Consider the following 16,515-nt stretch of genomic DNA (forward strand, 5'->3'; position numbering starts at 1 on the left):
CGCAACAAGCGCGGGAGGGACTGCGTTGTCCTAAGCAGCCAGTCGCTCTTCCTCCTCGTGCTCCGCTTCGTCCCCGGCGGCTTTTCGGAGGAAGCGCGCGAGTGCTGCTTTGCGGGAATCGCGGTCCAGCGCATAGGCTGTTTGCTTGAACTCCTTCCCATCCAGCAGACCCTCGATGTAGCCGGCGATCGTGTCCGCCGCCATTATGAGGGCCGTGTCGAGCGTGTGGATGTATTTGCTGGTGACGGAACCTTTGGCATGGCCGACCAGCGCCGCGATCGTCACCTCCGTGAAGCCGAGATCGTTGCCGATGCTGGCAAAACTATGTCGCAAGACGTGGGGCGTGACATCCGAGAGCGGCGAGCCCTTAAAGATCTGCTCCCAATGGTTCGGGAAACTGCCGAACGCATTGTCGTCGCCGTAGCCAGGGAAGACATACGAGCCGGATGCTGTATCCCGACGTGCCTCGAGGAACTCGACAACGGGCAGGCCGACAGGGCGGACCGACGTCCCCTCCTTGCTGTCGATCAGCCGCAGGCAACTCCCGTCTGTATCCGCTTCGGTCCACATCAGGCCGATCATCTCGCTGCGGCGGCAGCCGGTCAGTGCGATCTGACGAATGATCTCCACCGTCGTCGCGTACTTCTCCTCCTTCTCAGCTGTGCGCAGCATCTCACCCAGCGTCCGGTACTCCGCTTCCGTGAGCCGGCGGGTGCGGACGTTGTCCTTCGGCTTCCGCAGGCCATGGGCAGGATTGATCGCTATGATACCGGCCTCGACGGCGTAGGTGAGAATGCCGCCAAGGAGCCCGACCGTACGTGTCGCCGTTCCAGCGCCGCCACGGACGATGGCCTTGCCACGCAGCTTCTTCGTCTTGACCGACACTCGCGTCTCGCCGGCCATAATGTCCTTCAGGACCTTGTTGATGTCGGCCTTGGTCAGGTCCTTCACGCGTCGCGTACCCAGGAGTGGGATGATGTGCCGCTCGATGCGTCCGGTATCCGTAACGACGGTTGTCGGCTTCTTGGGCCGCCCGCCTTTCCCAAGGATGAGGCCTGCGTTCAGGTCGTTGACGTAAAGCGTGCAGAGCTCCTTGACCGTGATCGCCTTGTGATCGAGCTGGCGTTCCTCGGCAGGGTTGTCGCCCTGAGCAACACGACCCAACTGAACCTTCGCCTCCTGTCGCGCGCCCTCGGCGGTCCAGACGCCATGCAAGCCGATGGTGTAGCGGCGCGAGCGACCCAATGCCCGGTATTGAAGGACATAGCTGCGCTTGCCAGAAGCGAAGACGCGCAGCCCGAAACCTGGTAGCTCGTCATCCCAGATGACGTAGTCTTTTTCGCGGGACTCGGCAGCGTCGACGAGGCGCTTTGTGAGCTTAGCCATGGGAATTCTCCCGTCCAAACTCCCACTCTCGCGTAAGCACCACGTAAGCAGCCGGACGCAAGTCGGAGCGTGTCCGAGAGTACGTCGGACGCGCTGGAATTTCAATTTGTTTAGTGATTACAGTAACATAGCGCATTGGAGTGAAACCCATCGAAAAGCGGCGAAGGGCAGGTTAAATTGCTCCGAAGGCAGAGGCCAGAGGTTCGAATCCTCTCGGGTGCGCCAAATTTCCCACATTCGGAACGAAACGGGCATTGAGGTCCGCCATCGCCCCTCGAAGGTGAGGCGGGCTGCGGCCTGCGCAGGAGGAGCGGCAAGGGGCGAGATGATCTGACCGACGTGGAAGCGGAGGTATTGAAGGGTTGCTCGTCCCGGCAAGCACCCCGCCTCCATGGCGGCAAACCTGTCAACGATGCGCGTGACGCCTGTCGACTTCCGTCACCGTGCCATCAGGGCGAATACGCCCCAGCCCAGGTACTCACGAGTGTACGCGACATGACGTCTGGGCTCCGAGGTCAGTCGCTCTCGAATTTCTTTCGCAAAGTCGTCGTCGGGATTCTCTTCGAGCCATCGGCGCATGGTTAGCCACTTGGCCGCCTCGTACCTGTCCCAGCCGTCTTGGTTGGCCAAGACCATTTCCACGAGGTCGAGGTTGAGGTTGTCGAAAGACGCGACAAGTTCGGGAAGCAACAGAAAGTCGGAGATCGATCTGGCGCCGCATCCCTTGGCAACGTCTTCCGTTGGCGGCAACTGCCGCCAGTAGGGCTCGCCGATGAGGATGATCCCGTTACTGCTGAGGCTCTTCGTCAGAAGCGCTATGGTGCCGGCGACTCCCCCTCCGATCCACGTCGCACCGACGCAGGCCGCGACACCGACCTTCTCGTCGGCGACATAGCCGGCAGCGTCGCCATGGATGAACTCCACACGATCAGCGACGCCGAGTTCTTCGGCGCGGCGTTTCGCTTGATCGCTGAACAACCGGCTCATGTCGACCCCGGTGCCGATGATATCGTAGTCGCGTGCCCAGGTGCACAGCATCTCGCCCGAACCGCTGCCAAGGTCGAGGACACGGGTTCCCGGTTCCAGGCGCAACGCCGCTCCGAGAGTGGCGAGCTTGTCGGGCGTGAAGGGGTTATGGATGCGGTGAGCGCTCTCCGTTACGTTGAAGATCCGGGGGATGTCCATGGCAGCACCGCCTTACGTGGGAACTGGATCACCAATCGCAGGCAAGCAGCAGTTCCAGCCATTGAAGCCGTTTCTGCCACACCCGGTGCAGACGTGCAACGCCCCGACAGCCACCCCCTGCCGCCGCGGGGTTCGAAATTATATAGCTGCAACAATCACGTAGCAGTGCCCATCTTCATCCTGTCGGGTGCGCCAGTTAACCTAGTGTTTTCCCAGGTTTTCTTCGAGAGCGACCGAAAACCCTCAAAGACATAGCCGCCGCTGGCACAATGCTGTCACAACGCAAAGACGGCAAACTATGGCGACGTTTCACAAACGCGGCTTAAAGTGGCAGGTTCAGGTTCGACGCCAGGGCCACACAACACTCACTCAATCGTTCACGCTCAAGGCCGACGCCGAGGCCTGGGCCGCCCACGCTGCCTGAGTCACCTCCAATACGATCCAATCGAAACGGCCGCTAACCAACAGGTTGAACAGCGATCGAGGATTTAAATGTCCACAGGCTCTAATCGGCTTCGGCTGAGTCATCGTTTAGTCCGGGTTCAGGAGGAACGGGTGCAGTGTAGGTCGATTTCTGGATCGGCCCACGGAGCGTCTAATTCCTTCGCGCCTCGCGAGGCGCGCATTGCCGATTCCACCTCAAGCGGCGGAGCGGGCTGTTGACAGGGTCTCAATAAGAATTCGGGCGAATTCTTCCGGCCTTTCCAGCGAAGCAATATGGCTCGCGTCCTTGAGGGCGATCGTCTTCCCGCGCTTGATCAGAGCCAGGTTCGCTTCGCGCTCGGCCGGGCGCGACCAATCATGATCGCCATAGACCAGCGTCACCGGGGCGTCGATCTGAGCATAATGCGCTCTCGCCGCGACATAGCTCGGAAGGCCTCTATAAACGGCGCGCGCAACCTTTGTGTAGCCCGGCCGTTTGCCGCCTTTCACCAACTCGTCGAGAAAGTCCGACGGCAAGCGGCGCCGGTCGTAAAAACCGCCCTTCAAGATGCCGGCGAGAGAGGCGCCGCTTTCCATGCCGGCGAAAATCGGCCCGATAACGGGCGCGCGCACGCTTTTGATAATGAGCGACGCGAGCAGGTTCGCCCGCTCCACGCCCGGAAAATAGTCGTAGGGATTGAAGGCGACGACCTGCTTCACGCGCTCGCCGAGTGCCGCTGCCGCGGTCAATGCCAATGTGGCGCCCATCGATTCGCCAGCCAGAGTGACGTCGCGCAAGTCGAGCCGTTCGACAAAATGAACGACATGCGCTCGCATCGCCGGTTCCCGATAGTCGGCGCCCGGCACGATGTCCGACCAGCCAAATCCCGGATAGTCGAACGCATAGACGGTGAAGTGATCGATCAGCTTCGGGATCACCCGTTGAAACAAGTCCAGCTCGGTCCGAATCGAATGCAGCAGAACGAGCGCCGGGCCCTGGCCCGCCCGCAAATAGCGCACCTTCGGGCCGCCGGGGGTTAACGACAGAAACTCCGGTTTCTGATCGGGCCACCAGCGGAGCGTATAGTCGAATTCATTTTGACTAACCATGATCTTCCTCGTTCGTTATGTCTGAAAGTTGAGTTGAAGGTGCTGCATCATCGTGATCGGTCACGATGCCTTCGCCTCGAGCACCGCGGCGAATGTGCGGGCAAAGCTATGGGTGTCGCCGGGCCAACGCGCCGAGACGTAATTCTCATCCCGCACGACCCAGGCGGGGTGATCATCCGTCGCCGTATCGCGCGCTATGCCGCTCGTCTTGCGCTTGAACCCGGGATCGCTCTCGGGAACGTTGATGAAATCCGCAGAGCTGGCGAGTGCGCGCGTGACCTCCTGCTGCACGGACATGTATCCGGCGGGCTGTCCCGCTGTTTCCGTATAGGTGCGGTAATAGTTGCGGTCCCAGAACCGCCCGACATGGGCGAGAATGCTGCCCTTGCGTTCCAGCGCCCAGGGCAACGCCGTGGTTTTCCGGCCATGCAGCACGGACCGGCCATCGGCACGCTTGCTGCGGGCGGCCAGCAGCACGCCATGACAGATCGCGGCCACCGGCTTTTCGTCCGCGAAGAACTCGGCGGTGATCCGCTGAAGAACAGTGCTTTCGAGATATTCGCGCATGCCGCGTGCCCGGTGCCCACCGCCGAGCAGCAGGGCGTCGAAGTCCTTGGACTGGATTTGGTCCCAGCGCATCGGGCTCTTAAAGGCCGGATCGCGCAGCATCTCGGCATAGGCGTTCCGGGCGTCGGCATTGGCGCTCAGCAGGTGGCCCAGGATACGAATATGGCGGAGCACCGGGATGCCGCTCCACGGGTCGAGCCCGATACCGGAGAGCATGATCCGGTCGCAGGCGCCCGGCTTGCCGTCGGGCGTCGCGAAAACGACCCGATGACCGCGCTGGGTCAGTATTTTCCAGCTCACCGCGACTTCCGTGGGGTCGAAATCGCGACTGGGGATCGGGAGTAGAATAAGGCTCATGGCGAGGTTCCTTGGTTGCGGCCCGGAAGCGGAGTGGCGTTTGTCGTCCCGCCCAGTCAATGTAATAGCATATAACATCATCGCTTGACCGGCCGTCAAGCAAAATGTTATAGGTAATCACATGAAGGTGAACCCAAGAAAAAAAGCCCCTGGCCGGGCTGGTTATCATCACGGCGATCTGCGCCGCACGCTGGTGCGGATCGCACGCGACCAGATCGCGGAAAGCGGGGCGGATGCGATGTCATTCGTCTCTCTCGCGCGGCTTGCCGGCGTAAGCCAGCCAGCTCCCTATCGGCATTTTTCCGACCGCAAGGCATTGCTTGAGGCGGTCACGACGGAAGGGTTCGAGGAGTTTGCCGCCGCGCTGACCGCGGCCGCTGCGGCAGGAGGGCGGGATGGCGCCCTGAGAGCGATGGCTCTCGCCTATGTTGCATTCGGCGAAGCGAATATCGAACTCTATCGACTGATGTTCGCATCGCGCCTTGTGCCCGAAGCCGGCACGGGCGGCGCACTGGAAACCGCGGCCGTCGAGGCCTTCAGCCGATTGCGCGAAGCCTTGTCCCCCACCACTCCGGCGGACCGCATCCAGGAGGAAGCCCAACTCATTTGGGCCCAATTGCACGGGCTGGTCATGCTGAAGGCCGACGGGCACATCACGCGTCCCTTGGCGGAACTGGTCGAGGTGTCGAGGCTGTTCAAACCATCCTGACAGCCGCACTCTCCCGGCAAGGAAGGAAAGCAGGGAAATGGACGGGGCCTTCGTATTTCGGCGCCTGGAAACGTTGAGCGACACGATATTCGGGATCGCGATGACCATGCTCGTGTATAATATTCCGGCGGCCGGCCCCTTGGGCGCCGCACCGCGCTGGTCCGAAATTTTGGCGACCAGCGGCAGGGCGATATCGGCATTATGCCTGAGCTTTTTCGTTGCCGCGCTTTTCTGGTTCAGCCATCACCGCCGCCTTGTCCTGGGCGACCATGAAACCCGCGCGGCGCTTCTCATGAACATCGTCTTCCTGTTTACGATCGTGTGCCTGCCTGCCACAACGGCGCTCTACGGAAGTAAAGGCAATGTTGGCGATGTCGTCGCCATTTACAACGGCCACCTCGCCTTGATCTCGCTCTTTAATGCGGCTTTGTGGATGACGACATTCGAGACGAAACGGAAACGCAAGCAGGCGTTTCGATTGACATTTCTGATCTCTCCACTCTGTGCGGCGGGCATCCTAAGCTTTTCAGCACTGATCTCATTGATTTGGCCGAGCGCTGCTCAAGTACTTATGTTTACGGCATTTTTAGCGCCATTGGCGGAACTTGCCGCCGAACGCCGTGCCGCAATTCTCCACCTGCCACGAACCGGCAGGCTGGCTGTGCAGTTGCCAGAACTGTTCGGCGACGGCATTGGCGTCTTTGCTGTTCATGACAAGGTCTGCGACGGTAACGGTCGCGACGTGGACGCCTTTTTCCTGGAAGGGCTTGAAGATGCCTTGCGCCAGCGCGCGAATACCTGCCTTACCGATGCTCAGAGAGAGATAATCCGGGTGCGGCTGAAGGCCGAAGCCGCCGCCTGTGAACAGGATGGAGCCTGAGCCGCGTGCGATCATGTTGGGCCCCGCAGCCTGCGCAGCGACCATGGCGCCACCGATATTGACGGCGAGATCATAGTTGAACGTCTCGCGCGGTTGATCTGCCAACGTGGCCTTTCGCGTCGAGGCCGCATTGAAGTGCAGAACATCTATCCCGGCGAACTCGCTTTCAACTTGAGACACGAGCGCTGCGACGCTTGACGGTTCAGCTGCATCGACTGTGCGTACTTCGACCTTATGGCCCTTCGCCTCGAGCTGCCCCGCAAGCTCTTTCGTCTTGGTCTCGTTCCGGGCGCTCAAGATGATCCGGAACCCTTCGCCGGCAAACCGCTCGGCTGTCGCAAGGCCCATACCCGGACCAGCTCCAATGCTAAGAAACGTTTTCATGATCTACCTCTCCTCGACAATGGGATAACCCGACGTATTCATCTTTGGTCGACGCCAGGGAGCACTCCAGATGCGACGCTTTAACTCGACCAGCACCTGTTGACCTGCAATCTACTGCGCACCTAAGCGAAATGCTGCGCAGGGTCTTTTCAAATCCCACGCGTGGTATTTCAAAATCTTGCTTTTTTTGAACGTCGCCTTCGACAGGACCGCGCCAAGCAACCGGCGGCTGGGGCCGCTGCGGTTCTTGGGCAGGTCGGCGAAAGCCATTCCGTTATCGGTCAGCACCGTGTGGATCTTGTAAGGAAAGGCCGCCACGACGTTGCGCAGGAAAGCTGCGCCCTCCATCTTGCCGGCGTGATCGTGGAACTCGACATTGGTGAACTTCGAGGCGCGATAGATGGCGAGGAACATAATCAGCTTGCCGTCCATGCATTTCGCGGCGCAGTTTCGCGCAGCCACTGGCGTTCGCCCCCATGAACATCTGGTACGCCGCCGTATTGCGAAAGCGCAGATTATGCTGGAGACAACAGATGTGCCTATTGCTGGGCTGGCCTTGACGATCGGATTCAGTTCCCAGGCGCACTTCACAGTGGTATTCAAACGCCTTTCCGGCCTAGCACCCCTTCGGTGGCGCCAAGTTCATTGCTTACAATTATGACATCACCTACCTGCTGCCGGGAAGTGTATTCAAGATTGACCCGCCTTCATGACTTGTTGGATCAAAACGTCGGACCCCATGCCGGTTAACAGCGTCCCAGATGTACAGGTGTGAGAGAATCCTTTCGAAGCAAAGAGAAGCAGATTGAATCGCTTCGGAACCTCCCGGGTGCGCCAACGCCGCTCACAAGCGCGACAGGAAATTCTTCGCCAAGTCATTTCGGCTTGGAAGGGAGGCAGCGAGCGCACCCAGCTAAAGCTTAGGAGCGACGCCGGTCCCGCGCGCGGCGTCTCTTTATTGTCTTGAAGACAGCGGCGGCGAACGAGGGATCAATGGCCGCGTCTCCAAGAGCGGCGCCCAGCGCCCAGCTCGTCGTTGACGCCCCTCAATGCGTCACTCAGAACGCATGCGTATGTTCGGATGAGATGGCGAAATCCCCAGCCATCCGTTCGAATATAGATGAAGGCCCGCTATGCTGAACATAAAGCGAACTTTTTGGGGCGCGCTGATCCTGCTGACGGTCTTATGGCTTGTCGCGGAACCCCTGGTGTTCTGGCCGGCCAATTTCTTCGCGCTTCGTGCGAGCATGGTGCAGTACAGCGGCGTCATCGCTATGGCCTGCATGTGCGTCGCCATGATTTTGGCGCTGCGACCGCGTTGGCCGGAGTCTTGGCTGGGTGGGCTCGATAAAATGTATCGCCTGCATAAGTGGTTCGGCATCGCTGGCCTTGTCATGGCCGTGATCCACTGGCTGTGGGTGAAGGGTCCCAAATGGGCTGTGGGATTTGGCTGGCTTGTGCGGCCTGCGCATGGACCGAGATTTATTCCGGGGAGCCATGCTCCGGAATTTTTCACGACTCTGCGCGGTCCCGCGGGGGACTTGGGCGAATGGGCATTCTACGCTGCGGCGCTGCTGATCGTGCTGGCGCTTGTTCAACACTTTCCCTACCGGCTGTTTTACAAGACGCACCGGTTGCTGGCGGTGGCGTATGTGGCGTTGGCGTTTCACGCTGTGGTGCTGATGAAGTTCAGCTATTGGACCTCGCCCGTCGGCTTGGTCATGGCGCTCCTGCTGGCCTACGGCGCGTTAGCGGCGGTCATTGTCCTGCTGCGGCGAGTAGGCGCTAATCGGCAGGTTGAAGGCAGGATCGCCTCAATTCAGTATTATGCCGGCGTGCGGGCTCTCGAGACGCAGATCGATGTGCCGCGTGGCTGGCCCGGCCACAAGCCCGGCCAGTTTGCCTTTGCCACCTCGGACGCCTCCGAAGGCGCACACCCCTACACCATCGCCTCGAGCTGGAATGAAGACAAACCGCGGATCACCTTCATCACCAAGGAACTTGGCGACCATACCCGCCGCCTCCGCACGATGCTGCGCGTGGGGCAGGTGATGAAAATTGAGGGGCCATACGGCTGTTTCACCTTCGATGACGACTGCTCGCGCCAGATTTGGATCGGCGGCGGCATCGGGATTACCCCCTTTATCGCGCGCATGAAACATATTGCGCTAGGGCCGGACGGAAGCTTGAGTGGGCCCCGAGCGCAGGAAATTGAGCTGTTTCATACCACCGCCGACTATGACGAGGAAGCCATGAGCAAGTTGAGGGCCGATGCGCGGGCCTCGCACGTTCGCCTGCATGTTCTGCTTGACGCCAGTCACGGTCGCTTAAGCGGCGAACGCATCCGCGCGTTGGTTCCCGACTGGCCCAAGGCCAGCATCTGGTTCTGTGGTCCATCAAGTTTCGGCGAGGCGCTGCGGCGGGACTTTGCCGCGCATGGGTTCTCCGTGACACAGCGTTTCCATCAAGAACTGTTCGCGATGCGGTGAGGGGCGGCTCCCACGGGGCGAGCCGAGGAACGCGGCGTCAGGACCACAGCTGCGACGGAATTTCCATTGCGGGCCGAGGCCCAATGACGTCGCCAAGGGGAAGGGCCGTTGCCCCGACTGGAATGCAGCCCTTTCATGATGGGGCCATGACTGGCCTGCAATGCCGCGTCGCGCGGGATCCGATAGACGTCCTCACTCCCTGAGAATGGCGAAAAACCGGGGCGGGGCGTGATTCAAAAGCTTGAGCATATTCTTGTCGATCAGATCAAACCGATCTGATCGGAATATGCTCTAAGGCGCCCAAAAATTCTCTCACAGCATCAACGCGAAGGCCGAAACCCGCGGGAACATTACCGATCGTTAATCGTTGTTCCGGCCGGCCGCAAGAAAACTGAGCAAAGCGAACAGCGGCCGGGCGGAGGGCAAAATGTTCAGAGTGGAATTTCTAAGAGATGACAGGATAGTCGGCAGCGCTGCTTACACGGACCTTCATCTGGCGATACTGCACATAAAAGACCGCAATATCTTCCGGTCTCGATATGCGGCGACTGCGGCGTATGTATTCGACGTCGATAAGCAGCATATCGTGTACAGCTATGCCGAGACCACTTGCGACGCTGACAGCGTCGAGACAGACATCGGCGTAAGCCTTGCTCTGCGGCATGGGCTCGTCGCGAGCGAGGGCGCCAATGCGTCGAGAGCAAAAAACCCGGCTGAGCGCGGAGGCGTCAATATGCTCACTTAGTCCAGCACATTCGCAAGCGCTGGCTCGTTGTTCTTCGTAAAGAGGATCATCCGTTTCTTTTTTCGGATCCTCCGCCGGGACAGGAGTGATCCGGTGTTCTGTAGGCGACGTTACACTTTACATACCCACACACAAATGCTAGAAGGGCACGTACTAGAAGGGCGCGTAGATGAACGCGTCCTTTTCTGCCAAGCTCGACGATGCTTTCAAGTCGGGCGGCCTTTTGGGTCTGTGGGAAATGCTTAAAATAAAAGGGTCGGCCCTCTATAGTACTGTTGCCCTATTAAATCACATGGATGCCGTAATTACTCAAATCGGCGAGGATGATAGCAGGAAAGATCGTTTAAACGAAATTATTGCTGCTAAAGACAGGCGGGTTTTTCTAAAATTATTAAATGATTCGGTAGAAAAACTTAATGTTCTTGATATAAGGCTTTCTGTTATCACAGTTTCTCGTGCTGCAAAAACACTTAAATCGCGCCAATGTACTTATAATAGTTTTGCTAAGCTAATAACCGAATTGAAGGGGCGCATGAGAGATGAACTTAGCGCAACTTCTCTTTATGTTATAGACGCCAAAAGAGCGGAATACTATGAGCCGAAGGAACCTCATTTCGGCGTTGAGGTTGCTAATCGCTTTCCGTCAGCAAATTACGAGATTGAAGAAGCTGGGAAATGTCTTGCCCTGCGCCGGTCGACGGCCTGCGTCACTCATCTCATGCGAGCAGTTGAACCGGCGTTGAACAGCTTAGCGACGGCACTAGGGGTTACTTTTGATCGCGCGGGCTGGAATACGATTCTTGATCAGATAGATAGGGCGGTCAGATTGATCGGAAGCGGGGAAGGCCCCCATGCGCCGGACTGGAAAGCGGACCAAAAGTTTTATTCCGAAGCCGCCGCCCATCTTCGGCTTATCAAGGACGCATGGCGCAATCACGCTATGCATCTACGTGACCGCTATGATGAGGAACGGGCCGAAGCCGTGTTCTTAAATGTGCGGACCGTGATGAGGCACGTAGCTATTAGGCTTTCCGAGCCTGAGGTCGGGTAGCCGGGCGCTTGGGCGCCGCGACCTTTTTGAACGCCTCGTCAAAAGCTTCAGGGCGTTCGTCAACGCCGACCTCGCGCGCCATGTCGATGAAGCGCTTGGATTGTTCCGGGTTGTCTGGCTTGGGGCTATTCTGTTTCATTCTTAGCCTTCGTTACGCTCGTGCGATCAAACAGCCGCTCTAGGTGCGACACAATCCATGGAACTTCGAGCCAATGCGAGCAGGCGATAAGGGTCATCAAGGAAAACAGCAGGAATACGGTCGCGGCGGAGGTCGGGGCGACTGCAAAAATGAGGGTGTTCGCCAACGTCGCGGAAACAAGTATCCAAAAAAATCGCTCTTGCTTCCGCTCGAACTTGCATGACTCAAGCTGCGATTCAAGCGCCGCTGCGCTATCCCCGGTTGGCCCGCCGTAAACAGGGGGGCGGAATATTCCAGATTCAGCGGGCGTCGCGGCTGTAGTATTCGGCGAGGATATCTGCGTCAGGGATCGGGATCCCTCTGACTCCTGGGACATAATGTTTGGCCCATGCCCCTTTTGAATCATGCGTGATATCGACTAGCGCCCCCGGCCTCAATGGCAGAAGCGCACTGCAAACCTCGCCGATTGCGAATCGTCGCGGATCATCGTCTTTAAACGGGCGCGAGTCGATAAAGACATCTCTAATAGGGTTGGCCCCGAACATATTTACTTTCCGATACACACTAGGTTCGACAGGGCCATAATCCCACGCCTCAAACCTTGCATCGACGAGCGGCGTGCCGCCGCTTTTGCCCATATAATACATCTGAGACATGTACAATATCTTCTGCAGTTGCAAGTTGGTCACCTTCCAGCTTCCAAGCTCACAAATCAATCGACACACAGAGTCTATCCGTGCGGTCATGGCTTCACTCCCTCACTTTCAATAAGAATATAGTTTCTCTTATTGAAAACATCAATGAAAATCAACGTGTTACAGACAACGTATTGATTTTGAATCAGCTTTCGTACCGTCGCTTCATGGAAGCTGGTTCAATTCCCGCCCCATTATCCAATGGCAGTTCGGGCTGGTTAGGGTCGAATAAGACGGTTGGCGGGCGGCGCCAGCTCTTGCTGGGCTTAGGTTTAGGTTTAGGCTTAGGCTTTGGCCTGTTCCGCTGGCCTTCCGCGACGAGTCGTTTGATAAGTCAGCCGCTTGCCTTTGACGCCGACCAACGCAATATTAGCGCGCTCTTTGTCGTTAATGCCGAGCTTAATCCGATTAGAATACCGGAAGTCAAATTCGCTCAAATAGCGCCGCAAATGGGCTTCAGAAACATGCTGATAGACGCCATAAAGGCCACGCTTAAGGATGGAGAAATACCCTTCGATGGTATTGGTGTGCACATCCCCCCGCACGTACTCTTTGCGAGTATGATTGATGGTGTCGTGCGCAGCGAAATTCCAGCCAATCGGACCATACACGGTCGAGTCGTCGGTAACGAAGCGGCTATCGGCATGGGCGTGCCGCCCGATGAGCGGACGAAGGGTCTGCGCAGTCACGTTAGGAACGTGGAAGCTGCGCACGCGCCCGTTACGTTCGACCAAAGACATAACGGCTTGCTTGGGTCCCGGCGCCAGAAAGGCTCGGGTTAGAGAACTCCTGCCAATATAGGTTTCGTCGGCCTCGACAGTTTCACCAGCCCCGCCTAGTGGCGGGGTAAACAGGCCGTGGATTTCCTTCATGGCCTCACGAATGCGGTGACCAAGGAACCAAGCGGTTTTCATGCTGCCGCCGAAAGTCCGCTGAAGCTGGCGAGTGCTAATGCCCTTCTTGCTTGAGCAGAGCAGATAAATCGCCTGAAGCCAGATATGCAGCGGAACATGGCTGGACTCAAAAACAGTCCCCATCCGCACGGTAAAAGGCTTGCGGCAGACGTAGCACTTATAAAGACCGGGTCGGGTCGATTTGCCCTGCAATTTGCTGACGCGCGCGGTCTCTCCGCAGTGATGGCAGATCGGGCCATCGGGCCAAAGCCTTTCCTCAACATAGGCGAAGGCGGCGACCTCGTTATGAAAATGAGCGGCGGAAAGGGCGGATTGCATGGCGGTCTACTCCTTAACCGCCAATCTACCAATAGTGGCTGGGTATGTCAAGTGTAACATCGCCGTTCTGTATTGTCGCAAACAAACCATGAACGCGCGAGGGAAAAGCTGTGGGATCGGCGACGTCACGCGGCCTTCTGATAGTCCTTGATGTCGGAGAAGGTCACATCCGGCCATTTGTCCTGCTCATATTTCAGGTCCCAGGCAGAGGCGCCCATGAAGACCGGGGCGCCGTCGAGATCGACCGCCATGGAGGAGGGGTGCGCGCGAATAAATTTGTCGAGTTCGGCCGGCGCGGCCGTGATCCAGCGGCAGGATTCAAAACGGCTCTGCTCGAAACTGACGCCTAACCCATATTCGGCCTCGAGCCGTTCGGCGAGCACGTCGAGCTGCAAGGCGCCGACGACGCCGACGATCGCGCCCGAACCGTCGTTCGGCAAGAAGAGCTGCACGACGCCTTCCTCGGCCATTTGGCCCAGCGCCTCGCGCAGTTTTTTCGCCTTCATGGCGTCACTGATCTTGACGCGGCGGAGAATTTCCGGGGCAAAGCTCGGCACGCCGCGAAACACAAGATCCTCGCCCTCGGTCAGCGTGTCGCCGATGCGCAGCGTGCCGTGGTTCGGAATGCCGACGACATCGCCCGCGTAAGCTTCTTCCGCCAATTGCCGATCCTGCGCGAAGAAAAATTGCGGCGCGTTGAGCGCGATGTTTTTCCCCGTGCGCACGAGCTTCGCCTTCATGCCGCGCCGCAATTTGCCCGAGCAGACGCGCATAAAAGCGATGCGGTCGCGGTGGTTCGGGTCCATATTCGCCTGAATCTTGAACACGAAGCCCGTCATCTTGTCCTCTCGCGCATCGACATTGCGCGAGGCCGCCTCCAGCCCATGCGGGGGCGGGGCGAATTTCGCCAGCGCGTCGATCAAGTCGCGCACGCCGAAATTGCGCAGCGCGCTGCCGAAGAAAACCGGCGTCAGATGGCCCTCCAGAAAGGCCTTTTGATCGAAGGCTTTGAGGCCCGCGCGGGCGAGTTCGATCTGTTCTTTCGCCGCCTCGAACTCGGCCTCGCCCAAAAGTCCCTTGATGAAGGGATCATCGGGTCCGGCGACGGGCACGGCTTCGGCGTCGCGGTCGAGCCGGCGCACGACATTATGCTCGAGATCATAAGTGCCGGCAAAACTGCGCCCACTGCCAAGCGGCCAGGTGATCGGCGCGACATCGAGGGCGAGCGTTTTTTCGATCTCATCCAAAAGATCGAAGGGATCGCGCGTTTCGCGGTCCATCTTGTTGATGAAAGTCAGGATCGGAATGTCGCGCAGGCGGCAGACCTCGAACAGCTTTCGCGTGCGCGCCTCGATGCCCTTGGCGGCGTCGATCACCATGATCGCTGAATCGACGGCGGTGAGGGTGCGATAGGTGTCCTCGGAAAAGTCCTCATGGCCGGGCGTGTCGAGCAGATTATAGACGCAATCGCCATATTCGAAGGTCATCACCGATGTGACGACCGAGATCCCGCGTTCGCGCTCGATGCCCATCCAGTCGGAGCGGGTCTGGCGCCGGTTGGCTTTGGCGCGCACTTCGCCGGCGAGCTGGATCGCGCCGCCGAACAGCAGCAGCTTTTCGGTCAGCGTGGTTTTGCCCGCGTCGGGGTGGGAGATGATGGCGAAGGTTCGCCGCCGGGCGACCGGATCAGAAGCGCTCATGGCGCTGCTACGTCGCAAGGGGCGACGCTTATGTCAATCATCGAATGACGCGCCAGCCAATGCCGCCTCGCGCGGATCGCTTGCGGCGCGCGAAAAGGGGCTTAGCTTTCCGTGGCGCAGCCTGGTTCCTGACGCTCCCGGATTGTAAACGGAAACCGTCGGTTTCCAGAAAGAGGCGCGACCGCGATGGAAACAAGCGATAAATACAATCTGCAACGCTTCGTCGAGGCTCAAAATTCCGTATTCGAGGAGGTTTGCTCCGAACTGGAGGAAGGCCGCAAGAAAACCCATTGGATGTGGTTCATCTTCCCGCAGATCGCGGGTCTCGGGCATAGTCCCATGGCGCAACGCTATGCGATTTCAGGCCGCGCGGAGGCCGAGGCCTATGTCCGTCATCCGGTTCTTGGGCCAAGGCTGCGGCGCTGCACGCATCTGGTCAATCGGGCGATTGGGCGTTCAATCAATCAGATTTTCGGATCGCCTGACGACATGAAGTTTCATTCCTCGATGACTTTGTTCGCCCGGACGGCGGACGACAGCCAGATATTCAGGGACGCGCTGCAGAAATATTTTGCAGGGGAATTGGACCAGGCGACGCTGCAACGGCTTTGAGGCTCAAGGCGATCTTCAAGCTTTGGACGTCGGCCGCCAGAGCTCGAAAAAATGGTTGAGCGGGCCGTGTCCGCCGCCGACGCTCAGCTCATCGGCGGCTTCGAGCGCGCGGGTCAGATAGGTTTTCGCGGCGCCGATCGCCTCCGGCAGCGCAAAGCCAAGGCCAAGATAGGCTGCGATCGCCGACGATAGCGTGCAGCCCGTGCCATGCGTGTTAGGCGTCGCGACGCGGGGAGCTGAAAAGATCCGCTCCGATGCGCCGTCGAAATAAAGATCGTCGCAGGATGCGCCCGCCGCGTCGCCGCCCTTTATCAATATGGCCCTGGCGCCGAGGCGATGCAGCCGCTCGGCCGCCGCGCGCATCTCAGCGGCGTCCCTTACCCTCGGAAGGCCCGAGAGCCGCGCGGCTTCATCGAGGTTGGGCGTGACGAGCGTTGCGAGCGGAAACAGTCGCTCGATCATCGCTTGCTCGACGCCTGACGCGGCCAGCGGGTCGCCGCTCGTTGCAGCGAGCACCGGATCGAGCACGACCGCGCGGGGCCCGCGCACGGCGAGGCGCGCGGCGACGGTTTCGACGATCGCGGCCGATCCCAACATGCCGATCTTGACCGCCGCGACGTCGATATCCTCGAAAATCGCGTCGATCTGTGCGCCGACGAACTCCGGCGGTGGGAGGTGAAGGCCGCGCACGCCCGTGGTGTTCTGGGCGGTGAGCGCCGTGATCGCCGCCATGCCGTAGCATCCGAGCGCGGCGAAGGTCTTGAGATCGGCCTGTATGCCGGCGCCTCCGCTCGGATCGGAGCCGGCGATGGAGAGAATGTTTGGAATCATATTCTCTCTCTCCGGCTAGA

General features: G+C 59.1%; 15 protein-coding genes and 2 pseudogenes. 7 read left to right on the top strand and 10 right to left on the bottom strand.

The annotated features are described in order from the left end of the window. Window positions 1-30 precede the first annotated feature (30 nt). The 4 genes from SIN04_RS16190 to SIN04_RS16205 form a co-directional block, all read right to left on the bottom strand. Window positions 31-1,386 carry a tyrosine-type recombinase/integrase gene (locus SIN04_RS16190; protein ID WP_134490847.1) on the bottom strand — a complete coding sequence of 452 codons (1,356 nt, stop codon included), beginning with the start codon at window positions 1,384-1,386 and terminating at the stop codon, window positions 31-33. Window positions 1,387-1,824: 438 nt separating this feature from the next. Further along, window positions 1,825-2,571, bottom strand: coding sequence for an SAM-dependent methyltransferase (locus tag SIN04_RS16195; protein ID WP_134490849.1), 747 nt, complete (start codon window positions 2,569-2,571; stop codon window positions 1,825-1,827). Between the two features lie 639 nt (window positions 2,572-3,210). After that, the gene (locus tag SIN04_RS16200) at window positions 3,211-4,104 is read right to left on the bottom strand and encodes an alpha/beta hydrolase (RefSeq protein ID WP_341264056.1); all 894 of its coding nucleotides are present in this window, start codon (window positions 4,102-4,104) and stop codon (window positions 3,211-3,213) included. A 60-nt stretch (window positions 4,105-4,164) separates the two neighbouring features. Then, window positions 4,165-5,028 (bottom strand): type 1 glutamine amidotransferase domain-containing protein, encoded by an 864-nt coding sequence (locus SIN04_RS16205; RefSeq protein WP_134490853.1) that lies wholly within the window; start codon window positions 5,026-5,028, stop codon window positions 4,165-4,167. Window positions 5,029-5,149: 121 nt separating this feature from the next. Here SIN04_RS16205 and SIN04_RS16210 point away from each other — a divergent pair, with 121 nt between their 5' ends. Further along, complete coding sequence (locus SIN04_RS16210) at window positions 5,150-5,737, top strand: TetR/AcrR family transcriptional regulator (protein WP_341264057.1); 588 nt, start codon at window positions 5,150-5,152, stop codon at window positions 5,735-5,737. Between the two features lie 106 nt (window positions 5,738-5,843). Beyond that, entirely contained in the window at window positions 5,844-6,617 is a 774-nt protein-coding gene (locus SIN04_RS16215; RefSeq protein ID WP_423136030.1) for a TMEM175 family protein, read from the top strand. Here SIN04_RS16215 and SIN04_RS16220 read toward each other — a convergent pair. Next, window positions 6,525-7,001: pseudogene (locus tag SIN04_RS16220) on the bottom strand (SDR family NAD(P)-dependent oxidoreductase); the annotation flags it as partial. The gene SIN04_RS16215 and the pseudogene SIN04_RS16220 sit on opposite strands and share 93 nt — an antisense overlap. A gap of 213 nt (window positions 7,002-7,214) precedes the next feature. Then, window positions 7,215-7,433: pseudogene (locus tag SIN04_RS16225) on the bottom strand (IS481 family transposase); the annotation flags it as partial. On the opposite strand from SIN04_RS16225, the gene SIN04_RS16230 reads away from it, so the two are divergent. The 4 genes from SIN04_RS16230 (at window position 7,432) to SIN04_RS16245 (ending at window position 11,286) form a co-directional block, all read left to right on the top strand. Continuing rightward, entirely contained in the window at window positions 7,432-7,662 is a 231-nt protein-coding gene (locus tag SIN04_RS16230) for a helix-turn-helix transcriptional regulator (protein ID WP_341264059.1), read from the top strand. The pseudogene SIN04_RS16225 and the gene SIN04_RS16230 overlap by 2 nt on opposite strands. A gap of 472 nt (window positions 7,663-8,134) precedes the next feature. After that, window positions 8,135-9,490: a ferredoxin reductase family protein gene (locus SIN04_RS16235; RefSeq protein ID WP_134490863.1), complete on the top strand. Its 1,356-nt coding sequence runs from the start codon at window positions 8,135-8,137 to the stop codon at window positions 9,488-9,490. 427 nt (window positions 9,491-9,917) lie between these two features. Beyond that, a complete protein-coding gene (locus SIN04_RS16240) occupies window positions 9,918-10,235 on the top strand; it encodes a hypothetical protein (RefSeq protein WP_134490865.1) in 318 nt (105 codons plus the stop codon). Window positions 10,236-10,404: 169 nt separating this feature from the next. After that, window positions 10,405-11,286, top strand: coding sequence for a hypothetical protein (locus SIN04_RS16245; RefSeq protein ID WP_134490867.1), 882 nt, complete (start codon window positions 10,405-10,407; stop codon window positions 11,284-11,286). Window positions 11,287-11,724: 438 nt separating this feature from the next. Here SIN04_RS16245 and SIN04_RS16250 read toward each other — a convergent pair whose 3' ends face one another. The 3 genes from SIN04_RS16250 to SIN04_RS16260 form a co-directional block, all read right to left on the bottom strand. Continuing rightward, the gene (locus SIN04_RS16250; RefSeq protein ID WP_134490869.1) at window positions 11,725-12,171 is read right to left on the bottom strand and encodes a Panacea domain-containing protein; all 447 of its coding nucleotides are present in this window, start codon (window positions 12,169-12,171) and stop codon (window positions 11,725-11,727) included. A 233-nt stretch (window positions 12,172-12,404) separates the two neighbouring features. Further along, the gene (locus tag SIN04_RS16255) at window positions 12,405-13,352 is read right to left on the bottom strand and encodes an IS1595 family transposase (RefSeq protein ID WP_134490871.1); all 948 of its coding nucleotides are present in this window, start codon (window positions 13,350-13,352) and stop codon (window positions 12,405-12,407) included. Between the two features lie 125 nt (window positions 13,353-13,477). Next, window positions 13,478-15,052 carry a peptide chain release factor 3 gene (locus tag SIN04_RS16260; RefSeq protein WP_134490873.1) on the bottom strand — a complete coding sequence of 525 codons (1,575 nt, stop codon included), beginning with the start codon at window positions 15,050-15,052 and terminating at the stop codon, window positions 13,478-13,480. A gap of 186 nt (window positions 15,053-15,238) precedes the next feature. Between SIN04_RS16260 and SIN04_RS16265 the strand changes: the two genes are divergently transcribed. Then, complete coding sequence (locus SIN04_RS16265) at window positions 15,239-15,664, top strand: DUF1810 domain-containing protein (RefSeq protein WP_134490875.1); 426 nt, start codon at window positions 15,239-15,241, stop codon at window positions 15,662-15,664. 15 nt (window positions 15,665-15,679) lie between these two features. Here SIN04_RS16265 and thiD read toward each other — a convergent pair whose 3' ends face one another. Further along, window positions 15,680-16,495 carry a bifunctional hydroxymethylpyrimidine kinase/phosphomethylpyrimidine kinase gene (gene thiD / locus SIN04_RS16270; RefSeq protein ID WP_134490877.1) on the bottom strand — a complete coding sequence of 272 codons (816 nt, stop codon included), beginning with the start codon at window positions 16,493-16,495 and terminating at the stop codon, window positions 15,680-15,682. Window positions 16,496-16,515: the final 20 nt, after the last annotated feature.

Origin of the sequence: Methylocella tundrae, assembly GCF_038024855.1 — a bacterium.
In the GTDB taxonomy this organism is placed as follows: Bacteria; Pseudomonadota; Alphaproteobacteria; order Rhizobiales; family Beijerinckiaceae; genus Methylocapsa; species Methylocapsa tundrae.